At 69.2% G+C, this 15,059-nt stretch carries 13 protein-coding genes and 1 pseudogene; 10 read left to right on the top strand and 4 right to left on the bottom strand.

Annotated elements, in window-relative coordinates:
* Positions 1 to 6: 6 nt before the first annotated feature.
* The 8 genes from AABM56_RS10745 to AABM56_RS10710 all read left to right on the top strand — a co-directional run bounded on the left by AABM56_RS10745 (position 7) and on the right by AABM56_RS10710 (position 8,352).
* On the top strand, positions 7 to 738 hold the full coding sequence (locus tag AABM56_RS10745) for a class II aldolase and adducin N-terminal domain-containing protein (protein ID WP_133861747.1): 732 nt from the start codon (positions 7 to 9) through the stop codon (positions 736 to 738).
* A gap of 80 nt (positions 739 to 818) precedes the next feature.
* Positions 819 to 2,111 (top strand): NAD(P)/FAD-dependent oxidoreductase, encoded by a 1,293-nt coding sequence (locus AABM56_RS10740; RefSeq protein WP_133861748.1) that lies wholly within the window; start codon positions 819 to 821, stop codon positions 2,109 to 2,111.
* Positions 2,112 to 2,139: 28 nt separating this feature from the next.
* The gene (locus tag AABM56_RS10735; RefSeq protein ID WP_133861749.1) at positions 2,140 to 2,556 is read left to right on the top strand and encodes a RidA family protein; all 417 of its coding nucleotides are present in this window, start codon (positions 2,140 to 2,142) and stop codon (positions 2,554 to 2,556) included.
* 9 nt (positions 2,557 to 2,565) lie between these two features.
* The gene (locus AABM56_RS10730) at positions 2,566 to 3,243 is read left to right on the top strand and encodes a DUF1028 domain-containing protein (RefSeq protein ID WP_133861750.1); all 678 of its coding nucleotides are present in this window, start codon (positions 2,566 to 2,568) and stop codon (positions 3,241 to 3,243) included.
* Positions 3,240 to 4,391: an acetylornithine deacetylase gene (gene argE / locus AABM56_RS10725; RefSeq protein ID WP_133861751.1), complete on the top strand. Its 1,152-nt coding sequence runs from the start codon at positions 3,240 to 3,242 to the stop codon at positions 4,389 to 4,391. Before AABM56_RS10730 ends, argE begins: the two co-directional genes overlap by 4 nt.
* 314 nt (positions 4,392 to 4,705) lie before the next feature.
* Complete coding sequence (locus AABM56_RS10720) at positions 4,706 to 5,317, top strand: glutathione S-transferase family protein (protein WP_263259237.1); 612 nt, start codon at positions 4,706 to 4,708, stop codon at positions 5,315 to 5,317.
* Between the two features lie 31 nt (positions 5,318 to 5,348).
* Positions 5,349 to 7,376, top strand: a complete 2,028-nt coding sequence (locus AABM56_RS10715) for a pyridoxamine 5'-phosphate oxidase family protein (protein WP_133861753.1) — start codon at positions 5,349 to 5,351, stop codon at positions 7,374 to 7,376.
* A 76-nt stretch (positions 7,377 to 7,452) separates the two neighbouring features.
* Complete coding sequence (locus tag AABM56_RS10710; protein WP_133861754.1) at positions 7,453 to 8,352, top strand: LysR family transcriptional regulator; 900 nt, start codon at positions 7,453 to 7,455, stop codon at positions 8,350 to 8,352.
* Here the strand turns inward: AABM56_RS10710 and AABM56_RS10705 are convergent.
* The 4 genes from AABM56_RS10705 to AABM56_RS10690 are packed head-to-tail and all read right to left on the bottom strand — an operon-like array spanning position 8,346 to position 12,220.
* Positions 8,346 to 9,800, bottom strand: coding sequence for an aldehyde dehydrogenase family protein (locus tag AABM56_RS10705; RefSeq protein WP_133861755.1), 1,455 nt, complete (start codon positions 9,798 to 9,800; stop codon positions 8,346 to 8,348). The two genes, AABM56_RS10710 and AABM56_RS10705, sit on opposite strands and share 7 nt — an antisense overlap.
* Positions 9,801 to 9,829: 29 nt before the next feature.
* Positions 9,830 to 10,678: a GNAT family N-acetyltransferase gene (locus AABM56_RS10700; RefSeq protein WP_133861756.1), complete on the bottom strand. Its 849-nt coding sequence runs from the start codon at positions 10,676 to 10,678 to the stop codon at positions 9,830 to 9,832.
* Positions 10,679 to 10,704: 26 nt separating this feature from the next.
* On the bottom strand, positions 10,705 to 11,094 hold the full coding sequence (locus AABM56_RS10695) for a RidA family protein (protein ID WP_263259238.1): 390 nt from the start codon (positions 11,092 to 11,094) through the stop codon (positions 10,705 to 10,707).
* Complete coding sequence (locus tag AABM56_RS10690) at positions 11,084 to 12,220, bottom strand: alanine racemase (RefSeq protein WP_347884077.1); 1,137 nt, start codon at positions 12,218 to 12,220, stop codon at positions 11,084 to 11,086. The genes AABM56_RS10695 and AABM56_RS10690 overlap by 11 nt, the downstream gene beginning before the upstream one ends.
* 95 nt (positions 12,221 to 12,315) lie before the next feature.
* Here AABM56_RS10690 and AABM56_RS10685 point away from each other — a divergent pair.
* Both AABM56_RS10685 and AABM56_RS10680 read left to right on the top strand, forming a co-directional pair.
* Positions 12,316 to 13,224: pseudogene (locus tag AABM56_RS10685) on the top strand (LysR family transcriptional regulator).
* Positions 13,225 to 13,368: 144 nt separating this feature from the next.
* Complete coding sequence (locus AABM56_RS10680) at positions 13,369 to 14,832, top strand: NAD-dependent succinate-semialdehyde dehydrogenase (RefSeq protein ID WP_133861760.1); 1,464 nt, start codon at positions 13,369 to 13,371, stop codon at positions 14,830 to 14,832.
* Positions 14,833 to 15,059: the final 227 nt, after the last annotated feature.

Genomic DNA, 15,059 nt, shown 5'->3' with positions numbered 1-15,059 from the left:
ACGACCATGGCACTTTCTCCCGAGGAACGGCTGCGCATCGATCTGGCGGCGACCTTTCGCGTCATCGCCCACCTCGACATGCACGAAGCCGTCGCCAACCACTTCAGCGCCGCCGTCTCCGCCGACGGCAAGCAGTTCCTGATCAACCCCAAGTGGAAGCACTTCTCGCGCATCCGCGCCAGTGATCTGCTGCTACTCGACGCGGACGATCCCCGAGGCGCCGAGCGGCCCGACGTGGACAGCACGGCCTGGTCGATCCACGGGCAGATCCATCGCCTGCTGCCGGAGGCCCGGGTGGTGCTGCACCTGCACCCGGTCTACACCACGGCGGTGGCCTGCCTGGCCAAGCCCGAGGTGCCGCCCATCGACCAGAACACCGCGCGCTACTTCAAGCGCCTGGCGGTGGACGAACTCTATGGCGGCATGGCCGATACCGAGGCCGAGGGTGCGCGCCTGGCCGGGTTGCTGGATGGCAAGCAGCGGCTGCTGATGGGCAACCACGGCGTCATGGTGATCGCCCCCACCATCGGCCAGGCCTTCGACGATATCTGGACCCTGGAGCGCGCCTGCCAGATCCTGGTCACCGCCTGGTCCACCGGCCAGCCGCTCAAGGTGCTCTCCGCCGAGGTCGCCGAGAAAACCGCGCGGGCCTGGGAAGGCATCACCGACTTCTCCGAGCAGCACTTCGCCGAGATGAAAGAACTGATGATCCAACAGGACCCTTCCGTGCTGGATTGATCGCCGCGGAGCCTACGCGCTCCGCCTTCCTACTGCTTAGATGACGGCCGCACCCCGCCGCGCGGCCGAAGGGTACCCTCATGTCCACATTACCGACCACGATCGACACCCTGGTGATAGGCGCTGGCCAAGCCGGCGTCGCCATGAGCGAGCACCTGGGACGGCTCGGCATCGAGCACCTGGTGCTGGAAAAGAACCGCATCGCCGAAGCCTGGCGCACCGGTCGCTGGGATTCCCTGGTGGCCAACGGCCCGGCCTGGCATGACCGCTTCCCCGGACTGGAATTCCAGACGGCGCCGGACGGCTTTCCCGGCAAGGACGAGATCGCCGCCTACTTCGAGACCTATGCCCGGCAGATCGGCGCGCCCATCCGCACCGGCGTCGCCGTCACCCGGGTGACCCGCCAGGCCGGCCAGGCTGGCTTTCTGGTGGAAACCTCGGCCGGCAGCCTGAACGCCCAGCGCGTGGTGGTGGCCACCGGTCCCTTCCAGAAGCCGGTGATCCCGGCCATCGCACCAACGGACGAGGGCCTCTACCAGATCCACTCCGCCCATTATTTCAATCCGCAGCAACTGCCCGAGGGCGCGGTGCTGGTGGTGGGCGCCGGCTCCTCCGGGGTGCAGATCGCCGAGGAATTGCTGCGCGCCGGCAAGCGCGTCTATCTCTCCGTCGGCCCCCATGACCGGCCGCCGCGGGCCTATCGCGGCCGCGACTTCTGCTGGTGGCTGGGCGTACTCGGCCTGTGGGACACCGAGACCATGCAGCCGGGTCGCGAACACGTGACCATCGCCGTGAGCGGCGCCCGCGGCGGCCATACCGTGGACTTCCGCCGCCTGGCCCAGGCCGGCATGACCCTGGTGGGCCTCACCGACAGCTTCGTCGACGGGGTGGTGCGCTTCCGCCCGGACCTCAACGGGAATCTCGACGCCGGCGACGCCAACTACCTGGCCCTGCTGGACGCCGCCGACGCCTATGCCGCCCGCCACGGCCTGGATCTGCCCGAAGAACCCACGGCCCGCGAGCGGGTGGTGGACGCCACCTGCATCCGCGAACCGCTCAAGGAACTGGACCTGCGGGCCGCGGGCGTCCGCGCGGTGATCTGGGCCACCGGCTATGCCACCGACTTCAGTTGGCTGCAGGTGGATACCTTTGGCGACAACGGCAAGCCCAGGCACCAGCGCGGGGTCGGTGCCGAGCCGGGCATCTATTTCGTCGGGCTGCCCTGGCTCAGTCGTCGCGGCTCGGCCTTCATCTGGGGCTGCTGGCACGACGCCCGCCACGTGGCCGACCAGATCGCCATCCAGCGCCGCTACCAGGACTACCGTCCCAGCATCGAGACGGCCGCCCACCCCCAGCAATCGCGTAGCGCCTGACGCCCTTATCGAGACCCGGAGATCCCGCATGGCCACCCCGACCCACACCCGTATCCGCATGTTCAACACCAAGGACACCTACCCCAACCAGACCCTGGACAACGACCTCTGCCAGGCCGTGCGCGCCGGCAACACCGTCTATGTACGTGGTCAGGTCGGCACCGATTTCGACGGCAGGCTGGTCGGGCTGGGCGATCCCCGCGCCCAGGCCGAGCAGGCCATGAAGAACGTCAAGCAACTGCTGGAAGAAGCCGGCAGCGACCTCAGCCACATCGTCAAGACCACCACCTACCTGATCGATCCGCGCTATCGCGAGCCGGTGTACCAGGAGGTCGGCAAGTGGCTCAAGGGCGTCTTTCCCATCTCCACCGGCCTGGTGGTCGCGGCCCTGGGCCAGCCCCAGTGGCTGATGGAGATCGACGTCATCGCCGTGATCCCCGACTGAGGCAGCCCCATGACCTTTTCCCTCACCGCCCGCTGCGCCGAGACCGGTCAATTCGGCATCGCCATCAGTTCGTCGAGCATCGCCGTGGGCGCCCGCTGTCCCTGGCTGCAACCCGGGATCGGCGCGGTCAGCTCGCAGAACATCACCCTGCCCGCCCTGGGGCCGCGCACCCTGGAGCGACTGGCTGCGGGACAGGCTCCCAGCGCGGCCCTGGCCGAGAGCCTGGCCGGCGACGGCTACGCCGAGTATCGCCAGGTGACCGTCATCGACGCCCAGGGCCGCAGTGCCCATCACAGCGGTGCCCATACCCTGGGCGTGCACCAGGCGCGCAGCGGTCGGGACTGCGTGGGCGCTGGCAACATGCTGGCGAGTCCCGCAGTGGTGGAGGCGCTGGTGGCAAGCTTCGAAGCCAGCCAGGGCGCCCTCGCCGAGCGCTTGTTGCTGGCCATGCAGGCGGCGATGGCCGCCGGTGGCGAGGCCGGTCCGGTGCATTCGGCGGCGCTGCTGGTGGTGGGCGACGCCAGCTGGCCCATCGTCAATCTGCGGGTCGACTGGGCCGAGACGGACCCGATCGGCGAGCTGGCGGCGCTGTGGCGCGCCTATGAACCCCAGTTGCAGGACTATCTCGACCGGGCGGTGCGCCCGGATCTCGCCCCCGGCTACGGCGTCCCGGGAGACGACCGATGAGCGCCAGCGGTGAACTGCTGGCGCGGTTGGTGGCCTTCGACACCACCAGCCGCGAATCCAACCTGGCGCTGATCGACTTTGTCGCCGGCTACCTGGAGGGCTTCGGCGTACCCTATGAGCTGATCCACAACGGCGAAGGCACCAAGGCCAATCTGTTCGCCACCCTGGGGCCGGCGGACGTACCGGGCATCGTGCTCTCGGGGCATACCGACGTGGTGCCGGTAGACGGCCAGGCCTGGACCCGTCCCCCCTTCGCCCTCAGCGAAAGCGCCGGCAAGCTCTACGGTCGCGGTACCGCCGACATGAAGGGCTTTCTGGCCTGCCTGCTGGCACTGGTGCCCGCGGCCAGCCGCGCGGCCCTGCGCCGCCCGCTGCACCTGGCGTTGTCCTACGACGAGGAAGTCGGCTGCCTTGGCGTGCGCAGCCTGCTCGACCAGTTGGCCCTGCGTCCGGTCAAGCCGCTGCTGTGCCTGATCGGTGAGCCCACGGAGCTGAAACCCGTGCTCGGCCACAAGGGCAAGGTAGCCATGCGCTGCCAGGTGCACGGCGCGGCCTGTCATTCGGCCTATGCGCCCCAGGGCGTCAACGCCGTCGAATACGCCGCGCGCCTGGTCGTGGAACTCGGCCGGCTCGGTGAGGCGCTCAAGACAGCGGAACGCCAGGACCCTCGCTTCGATCCGCCCTTCTCCACGGTGCAGACCGGCCTCATCGATGGCGGCCAGGCACTGAACATCGTGCCCCAGGACTGCACCTTCGATTTCGAGATCCGCGCCCTGCCCGCCCAGGACCCCTACCAGGTGATCCATCAGCTCCAGGCCCATGCCGAAGCGGCATTGCTCCCGGCCATGCGTGCCATCAGCGGCCAGAGCGCCATCCGCTTCACGGAACTGTCGAGCTATCCCGGCCTGGATACCGCCGTCGAAAGCGAGGCGGCCGACTGGATCGCGCAGTTCTGTGGCTCGCGCGACTTCGGCACGGTGGCCTTCGGTACCGAAGGGGGTCTGTTCGCCGCGGCCGGCATTCCCACCGTGGTCTGCGGTCCCGGCAGCATGGCCCAGGGCCACAAGCCGGACGAGTTCATCAGCCAGGTGCAGCTGGACGGCTGCGATGCCATGCTAGGGCGGGTGTTGGCCTTCGCCTGCCGCTAGGTCCTGTACGAAATGTGCCTGCGCTCGGTGATGCTTCGTTGAAAAAGGCCTGGATCGCCACCCGGCCACAATGCTCATTTACCGGTCGTAAACTCGTGCGCGAGCCCGGTCCGCTTCCTTAGACTTTCTCGTGGGGCCGCCTAGGCCTCGCCTGACCTTTCGCTCGGCGACTTTTCGTACAGGACCTGGCCCCATCATTCCATTTTGCGGAATGCTGAACTGACCAGAAAGCCCATTCCCTCGAAAGCGCCCTGATCCCAAGCTGGTAGCACCTATCGGGCCCCCTCGGCCCGCTGCCTGCCAGGAGTCGGATCATGAAGCTCTATCACACCCCGCTGTCCGGTCATGCCCATCGCGCCGTGCTCTTCGCATCGCTGCTGGGGATCAGGGTCGAGCTGATCGACATCGATATTCCGGCCGGCGCCAATCGCACGGCGGAATTCCTCGCCCTCAATCCCTTCGGCCAGGTGCCGGTGCTGGAGGACGGCGGCGTGGTCGTCGCCGACTCCAACGCCATCCTCGTCTACCTGGCGAAGAAACTGGGCCGTACCGATTGGCTACCGGAAGACCCCGCTGGCGCGGCCGCGGTACAGCGCTGGCTGTCGGTGGCTGCAGGCGAACTAGCCTATGGCCCGGCAGCGGCGCGACTGATCACGGTATTCGGCGCCCGCCTGAATCCGGAAGAAGTCATCGCCCGCGCCCATATCCTGCTCGAACGCTTGGAGGCGCACCTGACCACGGGCAAGTGGTTGGCTGCCGATCACCCGACCATCGCCGACATTGCCCTCTACAGCTACCTGGCCGGAGCGCCGGAAGGCAATGTGGAGCTGGCGCCCTATACGGCGGTGCGCGCCTTCCTACAGCGGGTGGAGGCCCTGCCCGGCTTCGTGCCCTTTCCCGAGACCGTGGCCGGTCTCCGCGCCTGATCGCGTCGTCACCCTACTGGAGGCCAAGGTCATGCACGAGCCCCTACCCACCTGGCACGCCGGGGAAACCTTCATCCAGGAACGGCTAGGCGTCCGCGAGCGCCTGGAGGCCCTGGGGCCGCGGGTGATCCGGCCGTTCATGCCCGACCAGCATCGGCAGTTCTTCGCCCAGCTGTCCTTCGTTGTACTGGGCAGCGTGGATGCCGCGGGCGACGCTTGGGCGACGATCCTGGAAGGCCAGCCGGGCTTTCTCGCCTCGCCCACGTCCACCACCCTGGATATCGCTGCCCGCCCGACCAGCGAGGATCCAGCAGCGCCCGGACTGGGCGCAGACGCGGCAGTAGGCCTGCTGGGCATCGAGTGGCACACCCGCCGCCGCAATCGCATGAACGGCATCCTCAGCCCCACGGCCCAGGGACTGCGCGTGACGGTGGACCAGAGCTTCGGCAACTGCCCGCGCTATATCCAGCTGCGTGACCTGAGCTTCGCTCACGAACCGGGCGCCGTCCCGGTCACGCCCGGGGAGCAGCTCGCCAGCCTGGATGCGTCGGCCCGGGCGCTCATTGCCGGCGCCGATGCCTTTTTCGTCGCCTCCTACGCCGACCAGCAGGACCAGCGACGGGTCGATGTCTCGCACCGCGGCGGCAAGCCGGGCTTCGTCCGGGTAGACGCCGAGGGCTTGCTGACCATTCCCGACTTCAACGGCAATCTGTTCTTCAATACCCTGGGCAATGTCGTCGCCAATGGCCGCGCCGGACTGCTGTTCGCGGACCTGGAGCGCGGCGATCTGCTGCAGCTGAGCGGGACCGCCGAGGTGCTGTTCGACTCGCCCGAGATCGCCGCCTTCGAAGGCGCCGAACGCCTCTGGACCTTTCGCCCCCAGCGTATCGTCCGTCGCCGTGGTGCCCTGGCGTTGCGCTGGCAGGCGCAGCCCGGCGGCGAGTCGGACAGCAGTCGGCTGACCGGCAGCTGGGCGGAAGCCAAGCGGCGCCTGCAGGCCAGGGCCCAGGACCGCACCTGGCGTCCGCTGCGCATCACCCGGATCGTCCAGGAGAGCGCCACCATCCGCTCCTTCCACCTCGAATCGGTGGACGGCGCAGCCCTGCCCCCCTACCAGGCCGGTCAATTCCTGCCGATCCGGGTGACACCCGAGACGGGGCAACCCTCCCTGGTGCGAACCTACACCCTGACCTCCCTCCCCGCCGACGGCCATTACCGCATCAGCGTCAAGCGCGACGGCCTGGTCTCGCGACTGCTGCACGACCAGCTGCGCGAAGGCGACCTGATCGAGGCCCGGGCACCCGCCGGCGACTTCATCCTGGCGGCCTCGGCGGAGCGCCCCCTGGTGTTCCTCGCCGCCGGGATCGGTATCACTCCGTTGCTGGCCATGCTGCGCCAGGCGGTCCATCAGGGTCGGCGGCCAGTCACGCTGTTCTATGGCGCCCGGACCCAGGCGGAACGGGCCTTCGACCGGGAGCTGAGCGAGCTGATGGCCAAGGCTCCGGAAACGCTACGGGTGATCAGGGTGCTGAGCAATCCCGCTGCTGCCCTCCCCGGGGTGGACTATGACGTCGCCGGGCGCATCGACATGGAACTGCTGGGCCGCCAGCTGCCCTTCGGTGACTATGACTTCTACCTCTGCGGTCCCGCGGCCTTTACCCAGGGCCTCTATGACGGCTTGCGCGGTTTTGGCATCGAGGATGGCCGTATCCATGCCGAAGCCTTCGGTCCGGCCGGCCTGGTGCGCAGCGGTGCGGCGACGGCGGCGACGGTACGGCCTGCCACGGCCACCGAGGCCGTCCGGGTGCGCTTCGCGGCGTCCGGCCAGCAAGCGCAGTGGACGCCCGCCTCCGGCAGCCTGCTGGACCTGGCCGAAGCCCAGGGCCTGGAGCCCGCCTTCAGCTGTCGCGAGGGGCACTGCGGCAGCTGTCGCACGGGACTGCTCCAGGGCGCGGTCACCTATGCCAAGGAACCCGCCGCGGCGGTCGCCGCCGACCAGGTCCTGCTCTGTTGCGCGCGGCCCGCGGCCGGGTCCGTACCACTGGAACTCGATCTCTAGGCTGGCCTACCTGGCCGGGTCGACTACCATGGGCGTCTTGCCGGGCCGCTCCGGCGCCCTGAGGAAGACCCCGCAGATGGATCGTTGGCAGGCGATGCGCGTGTTCGTGAAGGTGGCCGAGACCGAGAGTTTCGCCCGCGCCGCCCGGGATCTGCACCTGAGCGCCCCGGCGGTGACCCGCCTGGTGGCGGGCCTGGAAGCGCTGGTCGGCGCCCGCTTGCTGGTGCGCACCACCCGTTCGGTGAAACCCACCGAGGCCGGCGTTCGCTATCTGCAGGATTGCCGGCGCATCCTCGGCGAGATCGCCGAGGCGGAACTGGCCGCGGCCGGGCACTACGCCAAGCCGGTCGGCACCCTGGCGATCACCGCGCCGCTGCTCCTCGGCCAACTGCACGTATTGCCGCTGGTGCTGGACTACCTCGAGCGTTATCCGGACGTGCGCGCCCGGACCTTCTTCGTCGACAGGCCGGTGAACATCGTCGACGAAGGCATGGACATCGCCCTGCGCATCGGTCATCTGGCCGACTCCGGCCTCACCGCCATTCAGGTCGGCTGCATGCGGCGGGTGGTCTGCGCCGCGCCCAGCTACCTGGCAACCCGTGGCATCCCGGGGACGCCCGCCGCGCTGCGCGATCACCGCGTCCTGGTGTCCCACAGCGCCTGGTCGTCGCTGGAATGGCGTTTCGCCGGGGGACAACGGGTGGTGGTCGAGCCTTTGCTGCACAGCAACACCAATGCCGCCGCGATCAGCGCGGCCGAGAGCGGTCTGGGCCTCACCCGCGTGCCCCACTATCAGATCGCTCAGTCCCTGGCGGACGGCGTGCTGCAACTGGTACTCGAAGACCACGAAGAGGCGCCGCTGCCGGTCAATCTGATCTATCCCGAGGGGCGCCAGGCGCCGGCCAAGGTCCGGGCGTTCATCGACCTGGCGGTAGCGGGATTGCGGAGCAATCCGCTGTTCAACCCGCGTCAGTGACCGAGTATCGCCTTGGTCTCCAGGTATTCCTCCAGGCCGTGGACGCCATATTCGCGCCCGTTGCCGGAGCCCTTGTAGCCGCCGAAGGGTGCGCAGGGGTTCCAGGCCGGATAGTTGAGATGGACCTGCCCGGCACGAAGACGGGCCGCCACCGCGGCGACCTGGTCGGGATCCCGGCCCTGGACGTGGGCACTGAGGCCATAGCGGCTGTCGTTGGCGATGGCGATGGCTTCCTCGACGGAACCATAGGGCAGCAGGCAGAGCACCGGCCCGAAGATCTCCTCCTGGGCGATGCGCATGTCGGTGGTGACCGCCGAGAAGACCGTGGGCCGCGCATAGAAGCCTACGGGCTGATCCTCCGGGCGGCCCGGCCCGCCACAGATCAGCCTGGCGCCCTCCGCCAGGCCGCTCTCGATCAGTTCCTGAACCCGGGCGAACTGGGCGCCATTGACCAGGGGACCATGGGTCGTCGCGGGCGCCAGGGGATCGCCGACCACGAGGCTGGCCACGGTGGCCGCCGCCAGGCGCTCCACCTCCGCCAACTGGGCCTGGGGCACCAGCATCCGCGTCGGCGCGCTGCAGGACTGGCCGCTGTTGCGGAAGGCCGCCAGTACGCCCTTGGCCACGGCCGTCTCGAGGTCGGCGTCGGGTAGCAGCAGGTTCGGCGACTTGCCACCCAGCTCCTGGGTCACTCGCTTCACGGTGGCGGCGGCGGCCCGGGCCACCTGCACCCCGGCGCGATTGGAGCCGGTGATGGAGATCATGTCGACCTCGGGATGCTCGGCCAGCGCGGCGCCAACGGTGGGGCCGTCACCGTTGATCAGGTTGAACACCCCGGCCGGTATCCCCGCGTCATGGACCGCCTGGGCGAACAGCAAGGCGCTCAATGGCGCCAGTTCGCTGGGCTTGAGCACTACCGTGCAGCCAGCGGCCAGCGCCGGCGCGACCTTGGCGGTGATCTGGTACAGCGGCCAGTTCCAAGGGGTGATGAGGGCGCAGACGCCGATGGCCTCGCGGCGGATGCGCAGCGTACCCTCGCTGTGCTCGAAGGCGTAGTCGAGCGCGACCTCGCGCGCGACGCGCAGATGTTCCAGGGCCAGGGGCACCTGCAGGGCGCGCGCCGCGGCCAGAGGCGCGCCCATCTCCCGGGTGATGACCTGGGAGAAGATCTCGCTGCGCTGCGTCAGCAGGCCATGGAGTCGCTCCAGCAGCCGGGCCCGGGCGGCCGGGGTACGACCGGACCAGTCGCTGAAGGCCGCGCGGGCGGCCTGTACGGCCCGATCCACCTCGGCGGCGCTGCCCAGGGCCACGTCGATCAGGGGACGTTCATTCGCCGGGTTGATCACCCTGACCCGTTCCGGGCCAGCGGCGGGCACCCAGCGACCGTCGAGATAGAAGTGGCTGGTGGTCCGGGGATCGAGCAGGTCGTGCAGCGTGGCGTCCAGCATGGCGGTGTCTCCTGAAGATTGAACGCGACTCAGCCCAGGGCCTGGGTCACCAGGGCGAAGGATCGGACAGTCCCCGACGATCGTGGCGGCGTGCCTCTGGCCATGCGCGGGGCGCGATCCACGCAGGCCAGGCCGGCGGCTACCAGCCAGTCGGCCAGGCCGCAATCGGCGAGGATGTCGATGCGCACGAATTCACCCTGGGTCGCCTCCAGCAGCGGTGCGATCAGGGCCTTGGCCGCCTCGGCATCCGGCGCTACCACGGGGCCTATCACCAGCCCCCGGCCGAAGTGTCTGAGCAGGGCCAGCCCCTGCAATTCACCCGCCCGCTCCAGCCCCATTACCTGCAGCGCCTCGGGCAGCAGCTCATCCAGCAGCCGAGCACGCTGCAGACCGCTGGCGGCGTTGGCCAGGGCGATCACCTGCGGATAGTCGGCCGGCGCCAGGCGGCGGCAGCGCGACTCGGCGAGCACCGGCGCGGTGGGCGCACTGGCCAGGCAGCCCTGGTGCTGCTGGATATGGTCGAAGGTCGCGAAACCCAGGCTGGCGTACAGCGGGGCGCCCGCCTCGGTGGCATTGAGGATGGGCGTGCGCGGCGCCGTGGCGTCCAGGCACAGCTGCATCAAGCGCCGACCGATCCCCTTGCCCTGATGCTCATCGCTGACGATCACCAGGCCGATGGACGAAAAGTCGCCCTGGTGGCAGGCGAAGGCGATGCCCACCAGTTGACCCTCGTGTTCGGCGACGAACCCGTCAGCGGTGCGCTGGACCAGAGCCCAATCGGCTTCCCGATGCGGCCAGCGCAGCCGTTGCGACAACGCGTGGGCGGCCGGCAGGTCCTGGGCGGTGGCGGGTCGATAGCTGTAGGTCGAGGCGTTCATGAGCGCTCCTGGTGGGATGTCCGGGATCAGCAGGCGCGGGCCAGCGCCTCGATCTCGACGAGATAACCATGGTGCAGGTGCGGCACGGGCACCACCGCCCGCGCCGGGCGATGCTCACCCAGATAGCCGGCATAGAGGCGGTCGAAGGTGGGCCAATGCTCGATACCCACCACATAGACGGTCACCTTGAGCAGATCCTGCGGCCCACGCCCGGCGGAGGCCAGGATGGCGCAGAGGTTATCCAGGGCGATGCGCGCCTGATCGGCGAAGTTCGCCGCCACGCTGTGGCTGCCATCGGGCCGCACCGGCAGCTGCCCGGAGACATACAGCAGCCCCTGGTAGGCCACCGCCTGGCTGTAATGCCCACCGGGTGGTGCGGCCGCGGCGGTCTGGAGGAATTCGGGATCAACGGCCATGCAGGCGACTCCAGGCAGTGAGGGCGCCGGTGGCGTCCACGGCGTGATAGTGATCGAACTGGCCACCGGTGGCGCAGGCATGATTGGGCAGGACCCGCAGGCGACTACCCACGGGGAAGCGCTGCTCCAGATCGGCGGGCGCCCCTCCCGCGAAGCTGATCATGCCGTGCTCCTGATTGGCGCCGGACAGGAGCGCGCCTTCGAGCCAGGTCCCGTCCAGGTCGCAGACCTGGCCGTAACCGAAATCGCGTTGCTGCCGCTGGGTACCGCGGTCGCGACTCAGCGCCATCCAACCGGCGTCCACCAGTACCCAGCCCTTTTCCGGCTGGTGGCCGATCACCGTGGTGAGGACACTCAGCGCCAGGTCGTCGGCGCGGCAGATGCCGACGTTGAGCATCACCAGGTCCTGGAAGACATAGACCCCGGCGCGCACCTCGGTGACGCCGGTCAGGTCCCGGGCCGACAGCGCCGTGGGTGTCGAGCCGATACTCACCTGCGGACAGGCGAAGCCCTGGGCCCGCAGCCGCTCGGCGGCCGCCACGCAGAGGGCGCGCTCCTGCTCGGCCAGCGCCTGCAAGGCCGCGGCCTCGTGCAGCTCGTAGCTGGAGCCGGCGTGGGTGAGCACGCCCACGAGAGTCATGCCGCCGGCCCGCAGCACCTCGGCGACCTGCAACAGTTTGGGATCGTCGGGCTGCAGGCCGGCGCGATGACCGTCGCAGTCGATCTCCAGCCAGACGTCGAAGGCTTCGGCATGGCGCTGTCCGGCTTCGACGATGGCGCGCGCCCCCGCCAGGCTGTCGGTGAGAATGCCGAGCCGGCAGCCCCGCCGCCGCAGCGCCCGCACCTGCTCCAGCCGCGCCGGGGCGATGGCCACGGCATAGAGCACGTCGGTGATGCCCAGGGCGAAGCAGGCCTCGGCCTCCTGCAGCGTGGAAACGGTCACGCCCTGGGCGCCCGCGTCCAGTTGCCGGCGCATGACCGCCTCGCTCTTGCTGGTCTTCACGTGGGGCCGCAGGCGTACGCCGAGGGCGTCCATGCGTGCTTGCATGAGCTGGATGTTGCGGGTCATCCGCGTCTCGTCGATGAGCGCGGCGGGGGTGTCGAGGGTGAGCAGGGACGGGGTCATGGCAGGGACTCGACCAATGGGCGATGGCTCGACTGTACCCAGCCAGCCTAAACCTGTGCTTCAATTCAAATGACTCATTCCTTCAGCTCAGATTAATGATCGCCATCGAAGACCTGCGCCTGATGGTGCTGCTGGCACGTTCCGATTCCTTGAGCGCGGCGGCGCGCGCCCTGAACGTCTCGCCGCCCGCCCTCTCCACTCGGCTGCGCAGGCTGGAGACGCGGCTCGGCGTGGCCCTGGCCAATCGCGATGCTCGGCGGCTGAGCCTCACCCCCGATGGCGAACGCCTGGCCCAGGAATGCGCCGAGCTGCTCGAACGCCTGGACGCCCTGCCCGAGGCGTTCGCCCGCCACGACCACCCATTGGTGGGTACCCTGCGCCTGGCGGCGCCCTTCGGCTATGGTCGCCAGCGCATCGCTCCGCTGCTGGCCCGCTTCGCCAGCCTGCATCCAGGCGTGCGCCTGCAACTGGACCTGCGCGAGACGCCCTGGCCTGATCGACACGACAGCGACGCGGTCATCCATATCGGCGCCATCGAGGACAGCTCCTGGATCGCCAAGCCCCTGGCGCACAACGAGCGCTGGCTGTGCGCCAGTCCCGCCTACCTGGCCGAGCACGGCGTGCCCGGGGAGCCGCAGGACCTGCTGCGGCACCGCTGCATCTGCATCCGCGAGAACGACGAGGACGTGACGCTCTGGCAACTCCGCCACGCTGAGGAGCGCCGGACACTGCGCATCTAGCCCGCGCTGCTGACCAACGATGGCAGCGTGGCCCGACGCTGGGCGGAACAGGGCCAGGGCATCGTGCTGCGCTCCGAATGGGACGTGGCCGACGCCATCGCCCGCGGCGCACTGGTCCGGTTGCTGCCGGACTGGCGTTTCGATCGTGCGCCCATCACCCTGCTGGTCCCCGCGCGCAAGCAGCGCAGCGCCCGGCTCCAGGCGCTGGCGCGCTTCCTCGACCGGGCGGTGAAGGGGCTGGAGGCGGACACCGACGTGCAATAAAGGCAGCGCCAGAGGGCCGCCGCAGAAACTGCGGCGAGGCGGTGAGGAACACCGCGGGCAGCGCTCAGGCACCCTGCATTTCGGCATTCGCCACCGTGGCCGCTCCCTAGACTCAGGGGCTGACCTGCCACTGGGAGCGCCACCATGCCACTGCACCCCGATCTGCGAGACCCACGCCTGTTCAAGGAATCCGCCTATGTCGACGGTCACTGGATAGCCGCCGACAACGGCGCCACCTTCGCCGTGGAAAATCCTGCCACCGGCGCCGTCATCGCCCAGGTGGCGGCGCTCGAGGCGGCGGAAACCGCCCGCGCCATCGCCGCCGCGGAAGCGGCCTGGCCGGCCTGGCGCGAGCGTCCGGCAGCCGAGCGAGCGGTCCTGCTGGAGCGCTGGCACGCGCTGATGCTGGAGCATCAGGAAGACCTGGCCCTGCTGATGACCCTGGAACAGGGCAAGCCCCTGGCCGAGGCGCGCGGCGAGATCGCCTATGGCGCCAGCTTCGTCAAATGGTTCGCCGAGGAAGCCCGGCGCAGCTTTGGCGACATCCTGCCCGCCCCCGCCCGGGATCGCCGGGTGCTGGTGCTGCGGCAACCGGTGGGGGTCGCCGCCGCCATCACCCCCTGGAATTTCCCCAACGCCATGATCACCCGCAAGGCCGCGCCGGCGCTGGCCGCCGGTTGCCCGGTGGTGATCAAGCCCTCGGACCTCACCCCGCTCTCGGCCCTGGCGCTCGCCGAGCTGGCCGACCGCGCCGGCTTTCCGCCTGGCGTATTCAATGTGCTCACCGGGATGCCCGCCGGCATCGGCGGCGAACTGACCGGCAATCCGGCGGTACGCAAGCTGTCGTTCACCGGCTCCACCCGCATTGGCCAACTGCTGTTGGCGCAGTGCGCGGCCACGGTGAAGCGCACCAGCATGGAGCTGGGCGGCAACGCCCCCTTCATCGTCTTCGACGACGCCGATCTGGACCTGGCCATCGCCGGGGTGCTGCAGAGCAAATTCCGCAACGCCGGCCAGACCTGCGTCTGCGCCAACCGCATCCTGGTGCAGGACGGCATCCACGACCGCTTCGCCGAGCGGCTGGTCGCCGAGGTGGCCAAATTCAAGGTGGGCAACGGCCTGGAGGCCGGCGTGACCCTCGGGCCGCTGATCAATCGCCTGGCGGTGGACAAGGTGGCGCGCCATGTCGACGACGCCCTGACCCAGGGCGCCAAGGCACTGTTCGGCGGACCGCCCAGCGGCCGCGACCAGTTCGTCGCCCCCACGGTGCTGACCGGCGCCACGGCGGACATGCTGCTGGCCCGCGAGGAGACCTTTGGCCCGGTGGCACCGCTGTTCCGCTTCCGCGACGAAGCCGAGGCCCTGGCGCTGGCCAATGCCACGCCCTACGGCCTGGGCGCCTACTACTACACCCAGGACCTGCGCCGCGCCTGGCGCGTCGGCGAACAGCTGGAATTCGGCATGGTGGCGCTCAACACCGGCACCCTGTCGATGGAGGTCGCGCCCTTTGGCGGCGTGAAGCAATCCGGCCTGGGCCGCGAGGGCTCGCACCTGGGGCTGGACGAGTACCTGGAGGTCAAGGCCTGGCACCTCGGCGGCCTCGCCTAGGCTTAGCTGAAAACTGCCTGCGCTCGGCCATGCTGCGTTGAAAATCAGTTCGGTCGCCAGTCCGATCGGGATGCTCATTTACCACTCGTAAACTCCGCTTCATCACTGATTTTCGCCTTGCCTGACCTTCCCTCGGCAACTTTTCAGAAAAGCCTATGAACGCTTTTGGCGGCAGGCAACCGAAAATGCCGCCGCCCCCAAGCAAAACAGCCGATCACGATGCCGGG

Origin of the sequence: Pseudomonas aestiva (assembly GCF_039908605.1) — a bacterium.
GTDB classification, from domain to species: Bacteria; Pseudomonadota; Gammaproteobacteria; order Pseudomonadales; family Pseudomonadaceae; genus Chryseomonas; species Chryseomonas aestiva.
Note: the sequence above shows the minus strand (reverse complement) of the source record. Positions and strands in the feature narration are given on the sequence as shown.